Source organism: Mesorhizobium sp. M6A.T.Ce.TU.002.03.1.1 (assembly GCF_003997275.1).
Classification (GTDB): domain Bacteria; phylum Pseudomonadota; class Alphaproteobacteria; order Rhizobiales; family Rhizobiaceae; genus Mesorhizobium; species Mesorhizobium mediterraneum.
Genome location: NZ_RZTI01000141.1, coordinates 1 through 15,388, shown reverse-complemented (window position 1 = coordinate 15,388; position 15,388 = coordinate 1). Strand labels below are relative to the sequence as shown.

Below are 15,388 nucleotides of genomic sequence, written 5' to 3'. Positions count from 1 at the left end.
GCAAAATCGCCTCGGCAAAGGCGTTAGGCACGCGCGCCCGCCTGATCGAGCCGGCCGAGATCAAGCAGAAATTCCCGCTGATCGAAGAAGAGATGGTGCAGGGCGGCCTGTGGGATCCCGATGCCGGTCTCGTCATCCCGCGCTCGCAAACAGTCGCCGGCAAGCTGGTCGACCAGGCGGAAGCCTCCGGCAAGCTCAGATCCTTCGCGAACACACCGGCCAAGTCGCTTATCGTCGAGAATGGGCGCATCAAAGGCGTGGTGACCGATCGCGGCACAATCGAAGCCGACTACGTGATTGTTTGCGCGGGTATCTGGGGCCGGTTGATCGCGGAAATGGTGGGCGAGGACCTGCCGGTGATGCCGATCGATCATCCGCTCACCTTCTTCGGGCCGTATACCGAGTTCGCCGGCACCGGCAAGGAGATCGGCTGGCCGCTGCTGCGCGACCAGGGCAATTCGGCTTACATGCGAGACACCGGCGATCCCAAGACCGCCGAAGGTGGGCAGATCGAGTGGGGCTATTACGAAGAGACCAATCCGCGCCTTTGCCATCCGCGCGACCTTCTGGAGAAGAACCAGGCCCGTCTTTCGCCCTCGCAGCGCGACCTCGACATGGAACAGATCCTGGCGCCGCTCGAGCGCGCCATGGAACTGACGCCGATCCTGGGCGAACTGGGCTACAATGAGAGCCATTCCTTCAACGGGCTTCTGCAGGTGACGGCAGACGGCGGCCCCTCTATGGGCGAGAGCCAGAAGGTGCGCGGCCTCTGGTATGCCGTCGCGATCTGGGTCAAGGACGGCCCCGGCATGGGCAAGCTCATCGCCGACTGGATGACCGACGGCCGGACGTCGATCGACCACCACGCCATCGACTATGCGCGCTTCTATCCGCACCAGACGAAAGAGCAGTTCATCTGGGACCGCTGCACCGAAACGGCGATGAAGGTCTACAATCCGGCGGTCCATCCGCGCGAGCCCTTCTCTAAGGCTCGCGACGTGCGCCGCTCGCCCTTCTGGGCGCGCGAGAAGGAACTCGGCGGCTATTTCATGGAACTGGGCGGCTGGGAGCGCGCCCATGGCTATGCCGCCAACGAGCACCTGCTCGAGAAATACGGCAACCGGGTGCCAGTCCGTGAAAACGAGTGGGACAACCGCCATTTCTGGCGCGTCTCAAATGCCGAGCATCTCGCCATGAGCGAGGATTGCGGCATCGTCAACCTATCGCATTTCGCGATGTACGACGTGGAAGGCCCGGATCACGTCGCGCTGATGGAGTGGCTATGCGCGGCCAAGATCGGCGGCGATACCAACATCGGCAAGGGCATCTATACCCATTTCCTCGACGACGAGGGCATGGTGCGCGCCGACCTGACCGTCATCCGCATGGCCGACCGCTGCCGCGTCATCGACGGCGCCGATGCCGGTCCGCGCGACTTCCAGTACATGCGGCGGACGGCAAAAGACAAAGGCTTCGATGTCACCGTCACGGACGTGACTGAAAAATACGTGACCATCGGCATCTGGGGTCCGAACGCGCGGTCGACCTTGCAGAAGGTCGTCGAGAACCCGGACGGGCTGACGCCGGAGAATTTTGCCTTCGCAGCGATCAAGCCTGTCAGGATTGCCGGAAAGGACGTGACCGCTTTCCGCATCTCCTATGTCGGCGAGCAGGGCTGGGAACTGCATATGCGATACGAGGACGGCCTGGCCGTCTGGGACGCGTTGCGTTCGACCGGCGTGATGGCTTTTGGCGTCGAGACCTATGCCAACAGCCGCCGCATGGAGAAGAGCCTGCGCCTGCAGAACGCGGATCTTCTGACCGAGTACAATCTGCTGGAGGCCGATCTTGCCCGCCCGAAGGTCAAGGAGGCCGATTTCAGCGGCAAGGCAAAGCATCTGGAATATCGCGCCCGAGCGCATCAGCCGGCCATGCTTTGCACACTCGTCATGACGGACAATGTCGATCCCAAGGGGGTTGCCCGCTATCCGGTCGGCACGATGCCGGTGATGGACCCGGAAACGGGCGAGACGCTGGTCGACGAACTCGGCCGCCGGTCCTTCACGACCTCGATCGCCTATGGTCCGACCATCGGCAAGAACATTGCGCTCGCCTATCTGCCCTGGGCGTATTGCCAGGAGGGCCGCAAGCTGAATGTTGAGTATTTCGGCGAGACATACCCGGTCGAGGTGGCCGCTGTCGGCTACAAGCCGCTCTACGATCCGGAGAATCTCAATCCGCGCAGCTGAGCGATGATGACTTGCCGGGCCGCTACAATGGGGTGGCCTCGCAAAAACGTGAACGCAAGAGCCCAGCCCAGCGCTGGGCTTTTCGCTTTGTGACGCGACGATTCTCGCTTACCTTGCGGCATGTCTGCTTTTCCCCGCGCAAGACATCTCCTCTCTGCTGCCGCTGCGCTGACGCTTGGGCTGGCGCCAGAATCCCGCGCCGCCGAGCCGGTCGACGTCGAGCTGGTTCTTGCCGTTGACGTTTCGCTTTCGATGTCGCCAGCCGAGCTCGAAATCCAGCGTCGCGGCTATGTGGCGGCCCTGACGCACGACACGGTGCTGCAGGCGATAGCCGATGGCGCCTATGGCAAGATCGCCGTCACCTATGTCGAATGGGCCGGCACGACCTGGCAGCATGTCATCGTGCCGTGGACGGTGATCGCCAATCGTGCCGACGCCGAGCGGGTGGTCGAGCAGCTCTCCGCCCATGCGCCCAACAGCGCCCGGCGCACCTCGATTTCCGGTGCCCTGCAGTTCGGCAGCGATCTCTTCGCCGAAAGCGGCTTTCGGGGCGTCAAGCGCGTCATCGACATTTCAGGCGACGGCCCCAACAATCAAGGTGCTCCCGTCGACGTGGTTCGTGACGGGTTGGTCAAGCAAGGCATCACCATCAATGGCCTGCCGCTGATGACCCGAAGCGGCTTCACCAGCGTCTACGACGTCAACTATCTCGACCGCTACTACACCGACTGCGTCATCGGTGGGCCCGGCGCGTTCATGATTCCGGTCAATGAGTGGACGCAGTTTCCCGAAGCGATCCGCCGCAAGCTGGTGCTCGAGCTTGCCGGGCCTGCGTCCCCACAGTGGGCGGCGGACGAAGCGGCACATTCGCCGGTGGTGCTGGCGCAAGACAAGCCGGCCACCGACTGCCAGGTCGGCGAAAAAATGTGGCGCGACCGAAGCTGGATGTACGACAGCCGCTAGATTTCAAGCGCTCCCCGCCAGAGGCTACGCGTGCAAGATGTTGGCTGTTTACGCGGCCAGCAACTGCTTGCGATCGACGCGCTCCTGCTGCGGCGAGCGCGCATAGAGCTCGCGGTAGCATTTGGAGAAATGCGAGGCAGAGACAAAGCCGCAAGCGACCGCCACCTCGACCACCGGCATCGATGACTGGATCAGCAAGTGCCGGGCCCGATCGAGCCGGATTTCCAGATAGTAGCGGGCAGGGGATCTGCCCATCTCGGTGCGGAACAGGCGCTCGATCTGCCGGCGCGACAGGTCGACATGATCGGCGATCTCGATCAGCGACAGCGGCTCGGACAGGTTTGCTTCCATCAATTCGATGATGGTCAGCACTTTGGAGTTCTGCACGCCAAGGCGCGCGCGCAAAGGCAGGCGCTGACGATCGGTCGGGCTGCGCACGCGGTCAGTCAACACTTGCTCGCACACCCGGTTGACGAGATTGTCGTCGAAATCGTCGCCGATCAGCTTCAGCATCATGTCGAGCGCCGCAGTGCCGCCGGCGCAGGTGTAGATGTTCTGGTCGATCTCGAAGAGGTCGGCAAAGACATTGGCCTTGGGGAATGCCTCGGAAAATCCCGGCAGGTTCTCCCAATGAATGGCGCAGCGCTTGTTGGACAACAGGCCGGCGGCGGCCAATATATGTGCGCCGGTGCATAGGCCGCCGAGGGCGACGCCGCGGTTGTATTCCTCGCGCAGCCAGGCGAAGGCCGATTTGTTCTGGTAACGCTCGACATTGATGCCGCTGCAGACCACCGCCATGTTGGGCCGTTCGGGGCCAGACATCTTCTTGCGCTCGTCCTCCAGCGAGGTGTTGACGGCGCATTCGACGCCGTTCGAGGCGCGCACCGGCTTGCCGTCGATGCTGGCGAGCCGCCAGCGATAGGCCTCGTAGCCGAGCATCCGGTTGGCCGAACGCAACGGGTCGAGCGCCGTCGCAAAAGCGATCATGGTGAAATCGGGGACCAGGAAGAACACAAACGATCGCTTGATCGGATGATTTACGACGTTCACAGGGTAGCCCTCACGCTGCAATGGCGCGAACAGGATGTCGCGATCAGCATAGCGACATCAGGAAAAACCTTTCCTGTCAATTGGCTAGGCGGCAACGGAAAGACTTTATTTGCGACATGGGTCGCAAATGGGCAATCGTTATACGGTGACGGATCCAACATGCTGCCGGATTGAGCACATATGCCGGATGTGGTCGGCGCACGACAAAACGCCGCCTCGGCAGGACCGAAGCGGCGCTCTGATCAATTTCGAAGCAGCAGAAAGAAGCGCTGCTCGCAAGCTTGTCAGATCAGGCGACGAAACCAAGACGCGCGGCGGCCATGGCGCCGGTCTGGCCGGGCATGGTGTTGGCAAGGCGCTGGCGCTCGAGCGCGGTCGTCAGGTTCATTTCACGGCGAGCGAAAAGGCGGGCAAAAAGCTTCATGATCATCTCCATTCGGTTGCTCAGACGGGTCGCCTTCGCTTGATGGAGTGGGGCAGCTCGTTTGCTGGCGCTGATATAGGCTTACGTGAGGGGAAACTAAATCGCAAAAGCGAAGCACTTGATATGAAAAGCGACACGGAATGCGACATATTTGGGCATTCCGCCTAAGATTTATGATCACTTACAAGGCGTTAGTTCGAAATGTCGGCTGCTATGCAGCCCCTTCATATACGCCATGCAGCGGCGACATGGCTCGGAAGGTCATTTGACCACAAATAAAAAGGCCTGCCGGGCAGCGTCTGCGCGGCAGGCCTTCAGCTTTGAATACACACGATCTATTTTGCTCCACCAGCCCAGGATCCGACGCCGTAGCGAGTGGTGGTCTTGGTGTCTGCGGCTTCGGGCCAGCCGATATCCTTCTGCAGTTCGATCGGCAGAGAGCGGATGGCGCGTTCGGTCTGATAGCGGGCGCGGGCCGCGCTGAATTCGGTCGCGATGCGGCCGATGGATGACAGGATGGACATTTCATTCTCCTTTGCGTTGGGCCGGAAGTTTGCCCCGTATGAGAGCTACTTCAGGTTTGTTTCAGCTTCATTTCGTGTCGATTGCAGATCAATGTCACAGTCGTTTCAAGGCGGCCTCGGTACGTCTGCCTTCGATGGAGTTGACTATCCTCCCAAAGTGATGTTCAATCAAACGAAATGGAATGATGGTTTGAATCAGAAAAATTGAAGGTCGATCCCGATGAACGCCCCACTCAATCATCCGTTGCCGCTGCTTGATCTCGACGTTTTGCGCACTTTCGTGGCGATCGCCGAGACCGGCAGTTTCACCACCGCGGCCAATGCCGTCTTCCGCACGCCGTCGGCTGTTTCCATGCAGATCAAGAAGCTTGAGGATATTCTTGGTCGCTCCGTGTTCGCGCGCGACGCGCGCTCGGTGACGCTGACCACCGATGGCGAGATGCTGCTCGGCTACGCCCGCCGGCTGTTGTCGATCAACCGCGAGGTGGTGTCGAAGTTCATCATCCCCGATATTGTCGGGGTGGTGCGGCTCGGCTCGCCGGACGATTATGGCGAGCGCGTGCTGCCGCATGTGCTGAAGCTGTTTGCGCAGTCGCATCCCTCGATCGCGGTTGACGTCACCATCGACCAGAGCATCAATCTGCGCCGGCGCATGGACGACCGGGCGCTCGACATCACGCTACTCACCAATTCGTACAAGACCAGCGCGCTCGGCGCCGAGGTGCTGCTCACCGAACCGATCGTCTGGGCCGGCGCCAAGGGCGGCTGCGCGCATCTGCGCGAGCCATTGCCGGTGTCATTGTGGGAAGAGGGCTGCGCCTGGCGGGCCGGGGCACTCGAAGCGCTCGGCCGTGAGGGCCGCAACTATCGCGTCGCCTATATGAGCGCGCATACGGCCGGCCAGCGCGCCGCGATCATGTCCGACCTCGCGGTGGCGCCGCTGCCGAAATCGTTCCTCGGCAGCGAGATGGTTGAGCTTTGCCCGAAGGACGGCATGCCGGATATCGGCACCTACAATCTCGCCATGGTCGTGGCGCCGGACGCCAGCGCGCCGGTGAAGGCGGTTGCCGACCACATCCGTGCGACCTTCGAAGTGTTCAGGGAAACCGGCAAGTTCTGACTTAGAGCGCTTTGCGTTTTGGTGGAACCAAAACCGCGCTCCAAGTCTTTGTTTTAACGCATTTTGTCGGACGCCAAACGAAGACGTTTGGCTGCAAAATGCTCTAGCTACGACCTCAACGGCGCAGCCAGGTCGTGAGCGGGGTCGCTACGACCTGTCCTTTGCAGTGCCAATTCGCCGGCTTTGGCGTGATAGCTTTCGGTGTCGCTGGTCAGGAACGTCACGATGCTGTCCCGCGCGCGCCGCGCTTCTGGCATGTCGATCAGTGGCCAGACATGGAACATGCCTTGCTCGTGCACGACCTCTATCTCGACACCGGCGGCACGGGCCTTTTGCGCGAAGATCAGATTGTCGGGGGTTAGCATATCGCGTGAACCGGTCAGAAGCAGCGTTTTCGGCAACACCGAGAGGTCACCGTAAAGCGGGCTGATGCGCCAGTCACTGGGATTTATGCCGGCACTGTAGAGCCGGACTGCCTCCAGCCCGCCCGGAATTCCCAGCCATGGATCGTAGCGTTCCGCCTCGAACACTTCGGGGTTGGCGAGCGACAAGTCGAGGCCGGGCGAAATCAGCACATGGCGCGACGGTAAGGGCTGGGCGTCTTCCGCGGCCATCATGGTCAGCACCACGGCCATGTTGCCGCCGGCGGAATCGCCCATGAAGACGATATCCTGCGCTTCCGTTTCGTCGAGCAGCTGACGGTAGACCTCGCCGACCATGCCGAACATGGCGTGGAAATCGTGTTCGGGAGCAATGGGATAGATCGGCACGGTAATGCCGAAGCCCAGCCGGTCGGCCATATCGGCGATCAGCCCCCAATGATAGGACGTGATTTGAAAGACATAGGCGCCGCCATGCAGGTAGAGAATCCGCTTTCGCACACCGGCCTTCGGCGCGATCTCGTAGACGGGAAAGCCGTCCACGCTGCGCGTCGTGATCTCGAAACGCGATCGCAGCGGTGCGGGCGGCTGATGATTCTCCGTCTTGCGCGCATACGCGATCCAGCGCTGCAGGTTTTCCGGGCTGGAAAAGGCCTGCTTGCGGCTATGCCTGAGCACGAAGGACACGACGTGGCTTTTGAGACTTGGCATGCGGACACACGGACTTCGGCTGAGCCGACTAAGAGAACCCCTCGCTATCGAAGATCGTGCCTTCGCCCAAAATGTCAAGATTTGCGCAGTCTTAACACGGCGGTGTGATCTGGCTGGCAATCAAGGCCAGCGTCCAGTCTGGCTCGCTGCAATGCTCAGCGCCGGGGCAGCCGTGCGGCGCGCAGTCGACGGTCGCTTGCCGCCGGAGCCGCATGACGGCTCCGGCGCTTGGCCAGCAGCTTGCATTTGTCGGCGAAGGTCATCAGCGCGCCGAACCCAGGAGCAGAGCCGAGAAGGTGACCTGCGGGTCTTCGCGCGGCGACACGGGCCAGCCGATGTCCCTCTGAATTTCGGGCGGCAGGCTGTTCAGCGCCCGGACGGACCTGTTTCTTTTGTGTGCATTCCTGATGGCCATACCATAGCGGCCGAGGCTTTCGAACATCGACATCTTCATCTCCTTTGGAGTGCTGCGGCGGCCGAAAGTTATTTCCTGCCTGCCGTTCGATGCCGGTTAAATGCGCCGCACATGTATCTGGTGGATTACACGAAAACAGCGCCTTGTTTCAGTTTGGGCTGATCCGGAAACATTTGCATGCAAACGAGAATGAGGGCGAAACGCAGCTTTCGCCGGCGGGACGTTACCCCCGGCCGCGCCGCGCCGCGTGGCCTTCGCGCGAACGCCGCCGCGGGGCGGCATCGCCGGCAATGCCGTCCTCGCTGACCGTCTTGCGCGGCGGCAGCTTCACCGCCGCCGACAGTTTCGGGAACGGGTCGACCTTGTTCGGCAGCGCCATGGCGTAGACGAAATGTTCCTGGAATTTCGGCTCCAGCGCGGTCTCGATCTTCTCGATCTGGCTCACTGTTTCCTCGATCTCGCGGCGATAGCCGCGATTGAGCAGCGCCATGCGCGCACCGGCGCCGGCGGCGTTGCCGACGGCCGAGACCTTGTCGAGATCGCAATCGGGGATCAGTCCCAGCACCATGGCGTATTTCGGATCGATGAAGGAGCCGAAGGCGCCGGCGAAATGGATGCGGTCGACATGATCGGTGTGCTGCTTTTCCATCAACAGCTTGGTGCCGGCATAAAGCGCGGCCTTGGCGAGCTGGATGGCGCGCACGTCGGTCTGGGTGATGGTGATCCTCGGCTCGCCTTCCTTCAGCACATAGGAGAAGGTGCGGCCACTGGCAGTGACGCGCGGCGAGCGGGCGGAGAGGCTGCCGTCGACGACACCGTCCTCTGAGATGATGCCGCCCAGATACATCTCGGCGACCACCTCGATGATGCCGGAGCCGCATATGCCGGTGACGCCGGTCGCCTGCACGCTGTCGAGGAAGCCGGGCTCGTCGGACCACAGTTCCGAGCCGATGACGCGGTATTTCGGCTCCAGCGTGTCGGGATCGATGCGGACGCGCTCGATGGCGCCGGGCGCCGCGCGTTGGCCGCCGGAGATTTCCGCCCCCTCAAAGGCCGGGCCGGTGGGCGAGGAGGCCGCCACGACCCGCTGACGATTGCCGAGCACGATCTCGGCATTTGTGCCGACGTCGACGATCAGCATCATCTCATCCTGCCGGTGCGGACCCTCCGACAGCGTCACCGCAGCCGCGTCGGCGCCGACATGGCCGGCGATGCAAGGCAGCATATAGAGCCTGGCGCCCTGATTGAGCTTCAGGCCGATATCCGACGCCTTGATGTGCACGGCGCCCGAGACGGCCAGCGCGAAGGGCGCGCCGCCGAGTTCGGTCGGGTCGATGCCGAGGAACAGGTGATGCATGATCGGATTGCCGACGAACACGGAATCCAGGATGTCGTTGCGCTGGACGTTGCCTTCCGCGCAGACCTTGTCGACGAGACCCGAGATCGCCTCGCGCACCGCAACCGTCATGCCTTCGCGGCCGTCCGGGTTCATCATCACATAGGAGACGCGGCTCATCAGATCCTCGCCGAAGCGAATCTGCGGGTTCGACGTGCCCGACGAGGCAGCGACGCGGCCCGACAGCAGCGACACCAGATGCATGGCGATGGTGGTCGAGCCGATATCGCAGGCAAGCCCGTAGGCCTCGTTCTTGAGACCGGGCCACAAAGAGATGACCCGCGCGGTCTCGCTGTCGGCATCCTTGTGGATCGCGGCGGTCGCGGTCCAGTTGCCCTTGCGCAAGATGCCTTGCACCTGCGGCAACAGATGGAAGTCGAAATCGAGGCTCTTGAGCCCCCAGTCCTTCATCAGCGCGATCTTCAGGCGATCGAGATCGCCTGATGGATTGTGCATGTCGGGCTCTTCGATCTCGACATAGCACATATGGATTGCCGAATCGCGGGCGATGACCCTGGTGTCGGCGTCTTTGCGGATGGTCTGCGCGTTGATGACCGTGTCCTGTGGCACGTCGACGACGAGATCGCCGAGGATCTGCGCCGAGCAGGACAGGCGTCGCCGTTCGGGAAGGCCGCGCACGCGTTCGTAGCGCTCTTCCTTGGCGCCCTTGGGCGAGATGTGGTCATTGGAAGAGACGATCTTGTGCTTGGCGAAGTTGCCTTCCTGCACCTCGACCTGACAGCGCCCGCAAGTGGCGCGTCCGCCGCACACGCTCTCGACATAGACGCCGAGTTGGCGCGCGGCATCGAGCACCGGCGTGCCGACCGGAAACCGCCCGCGCTTGCCGGACGGCATGAACAGCACGAGCGGGTCGGTGATGTTGGCAGGAGAGTTCACGATTGCGCGCTTATCCTCGGGCCATACGGGCTTCACGGCCACCGCGCCGGCGGCCGCCGTTGCCATTGCTTTCGCCCGGCGCGTTGACTTGCGTCGGCGCTGCGACCGCCTGGCCGCCTTCGGCCGGCTTGTAGTCCTTGTAGGTCCTGATCCAGTTGGTGCAGTTCTCGTCGGTGCCGTTCAGCACGTTGGCGCCGCGTACCGCTTCCATCTCCTGCGGTCGCACCGGATTCATGATCGCCGAGGTCATGCCGGCGCCGATCACCATCGGGATGAAGGCGGCGTTGATGCCGTGGCGGTGCGGCAGGCCGAACGAGATGTTGGAGAGGCCGCAGGTGGTGTTGACCTTGAGCTCCTCGCGCAGCCGGCGCAGGAGGGCAAAGACCTGGCGGCCGGCATCGCCCAACGCGCCGATCGGCATGACCAGCGGGTCGACGACAACATCGTGCGCCGGAATGCCGAAATCGGCGCAGCGCTCGACGATCTTCTTGGCGACGGCGAAGCGCACGTCCGGATCCATCGAAATGCCGGTCTCGTCGTTGGAGATGGCGACCACCGGAACGTTGTATTTCTTGACCAGCGGCAAGATGGCTTCGAGCTTTTCTTCCTCGCCGGTGACGGAGTTGACCAGCGGCCGGCCCTTGGCGACCCTGAGCGCCGCCTCGATCGCGGCGGTCACCGAACTGTCGATCGACAGCGGCAGGTCGACCAGTCCCTGCACGATCTCCAGCGTCTGCACCAGCAGGCCGGGTTCGGTCTCGTTCGGATTGACAGAGGTCACGCCTGCATTGACGTCGAGCATGGTCGCGCCGCAGGCGGCCTGTTCCAGCGCGTCCCTGATGACAGTGTCGAAATTGCCCGCGATCATCTCGGCGGCGAGCTTCTTGCGCCCGGTCGGATTGATGCGTTCGCCGATCACGCAGAAGGGCTGGTCGAAGCCGATGATGATTTCTCGTGTCGCCGAGGCGACGATCGTCCGGGTCATGAAATCTCTCCGTCGTGATATAAAGACTTCTTTATATCGTTTCTGATCTCGATCAAGCGAATGGTGACCGTCCGCGCCATCAATGCGCGGTCTTGACCATGTCGACCTGCGTTTCGGTGATCTCGTCGTGCAATATGTGGTCTAGACGGTCGGCGACGAGCTGGTCGTCGCGGCGGATTTCGCGTTTCCAGGGCTGGCGGCCCTTCAGCACGCCCGATTCATCGACAATCTCGGCGACATATTCCTCCTGGCGATAGGCCATCACATGGACGCCGGAAACGCCGGGGATTTCCTTCACCTCGTTGATGATGTCGATGCAGAGCTGCTTGCCTTCCTTCTTCTGATCCTGGGCGCCTTCCAGTCGCTTGACGATCTGATCGGGGATATGAATGCCCGGCACGTTGGAGCGGATCCATTTGGCGGTCTTGGCCGAGGCCAGCGGTCCGACCCCGCACAGGATGAAGCATTTTTCCGTAAAACCGAGGTCCCGGATCTGCTGCATGTAGGTGCGGAACATCGGCACGTCGAAACAGTATTGGCTTTGCACGAATTGGGCACCGGCGGCGATCTTCTTGCCTAGCCGGTAGGGTCGGAAATCGATCGGCGGCGCGAACGGGTTGATCGCCGCGCCGAGGAAAAGCTGCGGCGGCGTCGTCAGCTTGCGGCCGGACAGGAATTTGCCGTTGTCGCGCATGATGCGGCAGGTTTCCAGCAATGACATGCAGTCGAGATCGAACACCGGCTTGGCGCCGGGCTGGTCGCCGGCCTGGACCCCGTCGCCTGTCAGGCACAGCATGTTGGCGACGCCCATCGCCGCCCCGCCCAGCACGTCGCCCTGGATGGCGATACGGTTACGGTCGCGGCAGGCGATCTGCATGATCGGGGCATAGCCCATGCGGGTCAGCAGCGCACAGATGCCGACCGACGACATGTGGCAGTTGGCGCCCGACGCGTCGACGGCGTTGATGGCGTCGACCCAGCCGTCGAAGATTTTGGCGCGGTTGTAGACATCTTCCGGATCGGCGCTGTCGGGCGGGTTGAGCTCGGTGGTCACCGCGAACTCACCGCGCCTCAGGACGCGCTCCAAGCGTCCGCGCGACGTGTGGCCGGGCAGGGGCTCAAGCGGCAGATGAATGCCGGCCGGGTTCTCGTCGCGCTGGCGGCCGATCATGTCGGTGCCCCGGTCTTCGGAGCGTTACGGGCGGCTTCGCGCGCGGCTGCGGCCTGCGCGGTCACCCGCAGCCATGCCGAGGTCTCGCGCAGCGACTGGTCGACCGGCTTCTGCACGTCGAGGATCTTGTCGCCATGCTTCATGTTGCGTGAGCCTTCCCAGGCCTTGACCCAGACGCAGGGCATATCAGGCTCGACCTCGCAATTGCCGTTGGCACGCACGCCGCCGCAAGGGCCGTTGCGCAATTGCTTGGGGCAATTCATCGGGCACGACATGCCAGTGGAGGAAAGGATGCACTGGCCGCACATGCGGCAATCGAACATAAAACCCTTGACGCGTTTTTCGACGAATTTGATCGGGGCTTCGACGCGGCCGTAACCGATGCCCTTCCACAGCGGGTGGAGAGTCAAGAACATGTCGGCGAACCTGGCGTAGAACCATTCGAGCAATCGCGAATGCCGCACGGACCACAGCCTGACCGCGAACGAGCGCTGCACGCGCCGCTGCGGCGACACGTCGGCCGGCTTGTAGTCGGATTTCGGCGCCGCCTTCTTGACCAAAGTGGCCTGGGTAACCGCCGGGGTTGGTTCAGGCATCTTCTTTTCCGCCCGCCTTGACCAGAGCGACCAGCCGCTCGCGGTCGTATTTCGCGTCGATATCCTGAAAGGCTTTTTCAGCCTCGCCTTCAAGATCGTCGCTGACCGGCACGGGGTCGGCCTTGCGCCATTCGGCCAGGTAGTCGTCGGTACCGCCGGCGCCGGTGCGCATCGCACACATGTCGATCGCCTCGGTGAAGCGCAGCGGCAGTTCGCGCTTGGCGTTCTGCCGGCCCTTCTTGACGATGACCTGCGCGGGGATGTCGCGCCAGTAGACGACGATCAGATCGGCCATGAATTTCTTACTCCTCGTGTTCCGAGCATTGCCGGAAGCGCTGTTGGGCTGCTTGTTATGGGACGACGCGCGCGCATTCAAAAGCGACGCAATCGCAGGGCGCAAAAGGAAAGGTGGAAATTTTCGATGCTTGGCTTGGTTTGGATCAGCCGCCGCGACGATCGAAGCTGCCGACGAGCTTCCTGTGGAAGCGAACGTAGCCTCGCTCGGTCGTGCGCAGATGCTCGGCGACGATCTGGTGGAAGCGCGGCAGGCGGTGAAAGGGAACGGCCGGATAACAGTGATGCTCTGAATGGTAAGGCATGTTCCACGCCACGAAGCGCACAAGCCTTGTGGTAAAGGTGGTGCGGGTGTTTTCGAGCATGTTGGCGACATGCGGGCACAGTGCGTGCTCGGCCAGCAGATAGGCCCGCAAAAAGGGTTGGCCGACGAGCACCGGCACAATCCAGACCCACAGCAGCAGCGCCGACTGCGCGACCAGCGAGGCCACCAGCAGCACCGCATAGGCGATCAGGAACCAACGTGCTTCCGAAATCACCTTGTCGCGGCCCTTTTCCGGCACGAAGCCGTCGCGGTTGCGGCCGGCGGCGTTGACGACAGTCACGCGCGCCATGCCGATCCAATAGGGGAGGCCGGAGAGATAGCGCAAATACTGGGCGATGGTCTCCGGTTTCGGGCTCATGAGTTCGGGATCATTGTCCGGATCGTGCGTGTGTCGGTGGTGCGCGAAATGGAAATAACGGAACCAGACCGGCGGCAGCAGGATCAGGAAGCCGGTCACGGTGGCGATGGCGCGATTGAGCCACGCTGTCCTGAAAGCGGTTTCGTGGATGGTCTCGTGCAACAGCGTGAAGAAGAAGACGATCAGGATCCCCTGCGGCAGCATGATAATGGGCCAGAATGGGATGCGGGCGGTGATCATCGCGCCCAGCACGACAACCAGTCCGCCATGGACAGCCAGCCGGACAATGCCGGGCCTATCCAGCTTGGCGGTGAGGTCGCGACGATCCTCGACCGACAGACCGGCGATAATGGTGCGGTGGTCGATTTCGCTCATGCCTGCAAGCTTATCGCCGAGGCGCTGTCCGGTAAATCGGCGCTCCTTACCAGACGCCGGTTTTTACGCCGGTCCAGAGGTAGAACCAGATCGTCGGATGATACCATTGTTTGGAAGGCAGGCCGGGATCTGAGGTGGCAAGCTTGTCGGCCAGCGCATCCCTGACCGCCTCGACGCAGATGTCGCGTGAGAATGCCGCCTGCCGCAGCGCATAGCTTGAAATCGTATCGCCTGCCTCAGGCTTGCCGCGCACCTGCCGCAGCACGCCGCCGGTGTCGACGCCGGCGTCGACCAAATGCACGGTGGTGCCGAAGTTCTCCGCATCGCCGGAGGCCAACGCCCAGTAGCCGCCATTCATGCCGCGATACTTCGGAGCGATGCCGGCATGGTAATTGAGGACCGGGCAAGGAATTCTGGCAAGTGTCTGCCTCGACAGCAGGCGGCAGCCAGCGAGCAGCACGACGCCGGGCTGGATTTCCCTGATCGCCTGCAGGCACTCCGGCGCATTGGCTGAGGGAACGTGGATGATCGCTTGTCCGGGCTTTGATTCCGTCTGCAGCTTCTGTTCGGCGATGATGCGGGCTGCATGCCCGGCGAAAAACCGCTTGCCGAGCCGCGTCAGCACCATTGTGCCGAGCTGCCCGATGGCCTGTAGCCAGCCTTGGCGCCGGGCGCGCCCGAGCAGCAATTGCTTTTTGGATTCAGGGCTTTCGAGGATGACGCTCACCGGCCCGAGTCGGTCAGAGATGGCGTTGACGATGGCCCAGATATGCGGACCGCCTTCGGTGACGACGACGATCGGCCGCGGATTTGATTTCAACGGTTCCATGTTTGTGCCGCCCCGAAAAGACCTGCTCTCAGCGGGCGAGATGCTAGGCCGGCCGGGTTAATCCTTGGTGATCGGAACCAGGGCCGCAGGCTCAGCGCTTGAATTCAAGGATGTCGAGCTTCGATTCGTGATAGGGCGCCGGGAACTCGATGCGCCATTCGTTGACGCTGTTGCGAAAGGCGTAGCCGACCTGATCGCTTTGTGGGCCGCTGCCATAGGGTTTCGCGGGATCGTTGTTGACGGAGAAGGAGCCGAGATAGATCGAGCGCTTTTCGCCGTCGTCGAAGAAACGGCCCTTGGTGCGCTGCGAGCCGGTGATTTTTTCC

Annotated in this window: 16 protein-coding genes; 3 read left to right on the top strand and 13 right to left on the bottom strand. The window is 62.4% G+C overall.

Translation table 11 applies throughout. From position 1 onward, the window contains the following. Both EOC93_RS28295 and EOC93_RS28290 read left to right on the top strand, forming a co-directional pair. A partial coding sequence (locus tag EOC93_RS28295) for an FAD-dependent oxidoreductase (protein WP_164759307.1) occupies nucleotides 1-2,249 on the top strand: 2,249 nt, incomplete at its 5' end. A 120-nt stretch (nucleotides 2,250-2,369) separates the two neighbouring features. Continuing rightward, nucleotides 2,370-3,212 (top strand): DUF1194 domain-containing protein, encoded by an 843-nt coding sequence (locus EOC93_RS28290; RefSeq protein ID WP_127206259.1) that lies wholly within the window; start codon nucleotides 2,370-2,372, stop codon nucleotides 3,210-3,212. Between the two features lie 48 nt (nucleotides 3,213-3,260). Here EOC93_RS28290 and EOC93_RS28285 read toward each other — a convergent pair whose 3' ends face one another. From EOC93_RS28285 to EOC93_RS28275, 3 genes are all read right to left on the bottom strand, one after another. Further along, complete coding sequence (locus EOC93_RS28285; protein WP_348627380.1) at nucleotides 3,261-4,199, bottom strand: GlxA family transcriptional regulator; 939 nt, start codon at nucleotides 4,197-4,199, stop codon at nucleotides 3,261-3,263. A gap of 352 nt (nucleotides 4,200-4,551) precedes the next feature. Continuing rightward, entirely contained in the window at nucleotides 4,552-4,686 is a 135-nt protein-coding gene (locus EOC93_RS35440) for a hypothetical protein (protein ID WP_013894968.1), read from the bottom strand. A 335-nt stretch (nucleotides 4,687-5,021) separates the two neighbouring features. Further along, on the bottom strand, nucleotides 5,022-5,210 hold the full coding sequence (locus EOC93_RS28275; RefSeq protein WP_095486713.1) for a hypothetical protein: 189 nt from the start codon (nucleotides 5,208-5,210) through the stop codon (nucleotides 5,022-5,024). 220 nt (nucleotides 5,211-5,430) lie between these two features. On the opposite strand from EOC93_RS28275, the gene EOC93_RS28270 reads away from it, so the two are divergent. Next, the gene (locus tag EOC93_RS28270; RefSeq protein WP_127206258.1) at nucleotides 5,431-6,330 is read left to right on the top strand and encodes a LysR substrate-binding domain-containing protein; all 900 of its coding nucleotides are present in this window, start codon (nucleotides 5,431-5,433) and stop codon (nucleotides 6,328-6,330) included. 107 nt (nucleotides 6,331-6,437) lie between these two features. On the opposite strand, the gene EOC93_RS28265 is transcribed toward EOC93_RS28270, so the two are convergent. From EOC93_RS28265 to EOC93_RS28220, 10 genes are all read right to left on the bottom strand, one after another. Further along, nucleotides 6,438-7,421 carry an alpha/beta hydrolase gene (locus EOC93_RS28265; RefSeq protein WP_095486711.1) on the bottom strand — a complete coding sequence of 328 codons (984 nt, stop codon included), beginning with the start codon at nucleotides 7,419-7,421 and terminating at the stop codon, nucleotides 6,438-6,440. A 262-nt stretch (nucleotides 7,422-7,683) separates the two neighbouring features. Further along, entirely contained in the window at nucleotides 7,684-7,869 is a 186-nt protein-coding gene (locus tag EOC93_RS28260) for a hypothetical protein (protein ID WP_095486758.1), read from the bottom strand. Between the two features lie 190 nt (nucleotides 7,870-8,059). Continuing rightward, nucleotides 8,060-10,195 carry an ASKHA domain-containing protein gene (locus EOC93_RS28255; protein WP_095486710.1) on the bottom strand — a complete coding sequence of 712 codons (2,136 nt, stop codon included), beginning with the start codon at nucleotides 10,193-10,195 and terminating at the stop codon, nucleotides 8,060-8,062. Further along, nucleotides 10,140-11,114, bottom strand: a complete 975-nt coding sequence (locus EOC93_RS28250; protein ID WP_095486709.1) for a methyltetrahydrofolate cobalamin methyltransferase — start codon at nucleotides 11,112-11,114, stop codon at nucleotides 10,140-10,142. Before EOC93_RS28250 ends, EOC93_RS28255 begins: the two co-directional genes overlap by 56 nt. Before the next feature lie 79 nt (nucleotides 11,115-11,193). After that, nucleotides 11,194-12,285 carry a methylenetetrahydrofolate reductase gene (locus EOC93_RS28245; protein WP_095486708.1) on the bottom strand — a complete coding sequence of 364 codons (1,092 nt, stop codon included), beginning with the start codon at nucleotides 12,283-12,285 and terminating at the stop codon, nucleotides 11,194-11,196. Further along, nucleotides 12,282-12,881, bottom strand: coding sequence for a methylenetetrahydrofolate reductase C-terminal domain-containing protein (locus EOC93_RS28240; RefSeq protein ID WP_095486707.1), 600 nt, complete (start codon nucleotides 12,879-12,881; stop codon nucleotides 12,282-12,284). Before EOC93_RS28240 ends, EOC93_RS28245 begins: the two co-directional genes overlap by 4 nt. Continuing rightward, nucleotides 12,874-13,176, bottom strand: a complete 303-nt coding sequence (locus tag EOC93_RS28235) for a virulence factor (RefSeq protein ID WP_095486706.1) — start codon at nucleotides 13,174-13,176, stop codon at nucleotides 12,874-12,876. Before EOC93_RS28235 ends, EOC93_RS28240 begins: the two co-directional genes overlap by 8 nt. Nucleotides 13,177-13,321: 145 nt before the next feature. Then, nucleotides 13,322-14,233 (bottom strand): fatty acid desaturase, encoded by a 912-nt coding sequence (locus tag EOC93_RS28230; RefSeq protein WP_245329949.1) that lies wholly within the window; start codon nucleotides 14,231-14,233, stop codon nucleotides 13,322-13,324. Between the two features lie 46 nt (nucleotides 14,234-14,279). Then, nucleotides 14,280-15,062 (bottom strand): formyl transferase, encoded by a 783-nt coding sequence (locus EOC93_RS28225; protein WP_095486705.1) that lies wholly within the window; start codon nucleotides 15,060-15,062, stop codon nucleotides 14,280-14,282. A 91-nt stretch (nucleotides 15,063-15,153) separates the two neighbouring features. Beyond that, the coding region (locus EOC93_RS28220) for a DUF4893 domain-containing protein (RefSeq protein WP_127206257.1) at nucleotides 15,154-15,388 on the bottom strand (235 nt) is incomplete at its 5' end.

Excerpts from the sequence above, each read along its gene's own strand:
- EOC93_RS28245 (WP_095486708.1), bottom strand. The coding sequence starts at position 12,285 with ATGATCGGCCGCCAGCGCGACGAGAACCCGGCCGGCATTCATCTGCCG.
- EOC93_RS28265 (WP_095486711.1), bottom strand. The coding sequence starts at position 7,421 with ATGCCAAGTCTCAAAAGCCACGTCGTGTCCTTCGTGCTCAGGCATAGC.
- EOC93_RS28260 (WP_095486758.1), bottom strand. The coding sequence starts at position 7,869 with ATGTCGATGTTCGAAAGCCTCGGCCGCTATGGTATGGCCATCAGGAAT.
- EOC93_RS28240 (WP_095486707.1), bottom strand. The coding sequence starts at position 12,881 with ATGCCTGAACCAACCCCGGCGGTTACCCAGGCCACTTTGGTCAAGAAG.
- EOC93_RS28270 (WP_127206258.1), top strand. The coding sequence starts at position 5,431 with ATGAACGCCCCACTCAATCATCCGTTGCCGCTGCTTGATCTCGACGTT.
- EOC93_RS28290 (WP_127206259.1), top strand. The coding sequence starts at position 2,370 with ATGTCTGCTTTTCCCCGCGCAAGACATCTCCTCTCTGCTGCCGCTGCG.
- EOC93_RS28250 (WP_095486709.1), bottom strand. The coding sequence starts at position 11,114 with ATGACCCGGACGATCGTCGCCTCGGCGACACGAGAAATCATCATCGGC.
- EOC93_RS28285 (WP_348627380.1), bottom strand. The coding sequence starts at position 4,199 with ATGATCGCTTTTGCGACGGCGCTCGACCCGTTGCGTTCGGCCAACCGG.
- EOC93_RS35440 (WP_013894968.1), bottom strand. The coding sequence starts at position 4,686 with ATGAAGCTTTTTGCCCGCCTTTTCGCTCGCCGTGAAATGAACCTGACG.
- EOC93_RS28235 (WP_095486706.1), bottom strand. The coding sequence starts at position 13,176 with ATGGCCGATCTGATCGTCGTCTACTGGCGCGACATCCCCGCGCAGGTC.
- EOC93_RS28275 (WP_095486713.1), bottom strand. The coding sequence starts at position 5,210 with ATGTCCATCCTGTCATCCATCGGCCGCATCGCGACCGAATTCAGCGCG.
- EOC93_RS28225 (WP_095486705.1), bottom strand. The coding sequence starts at position 15,062 with ATGGAACCGTTGAAATCAAATCCGCGGCCGATCGTCGTCGTCACCGAA.
- EOC93_RS28255 (WP_095486710.1), bottom strand. The coding sequence starts at position 10,195 with ATGGCAACGGCGGCCGCCGGCGCGGTGGCCGTGAAGCCCGTATGGCCC.
- EOC93_RS28230 (WP_245329949.1), bottom strand. The coding sequence starts at position 14,233 with ATGAGCGAAATCGACCACCGCACCATTATCGCCGGTCTGTCGGTCGAG.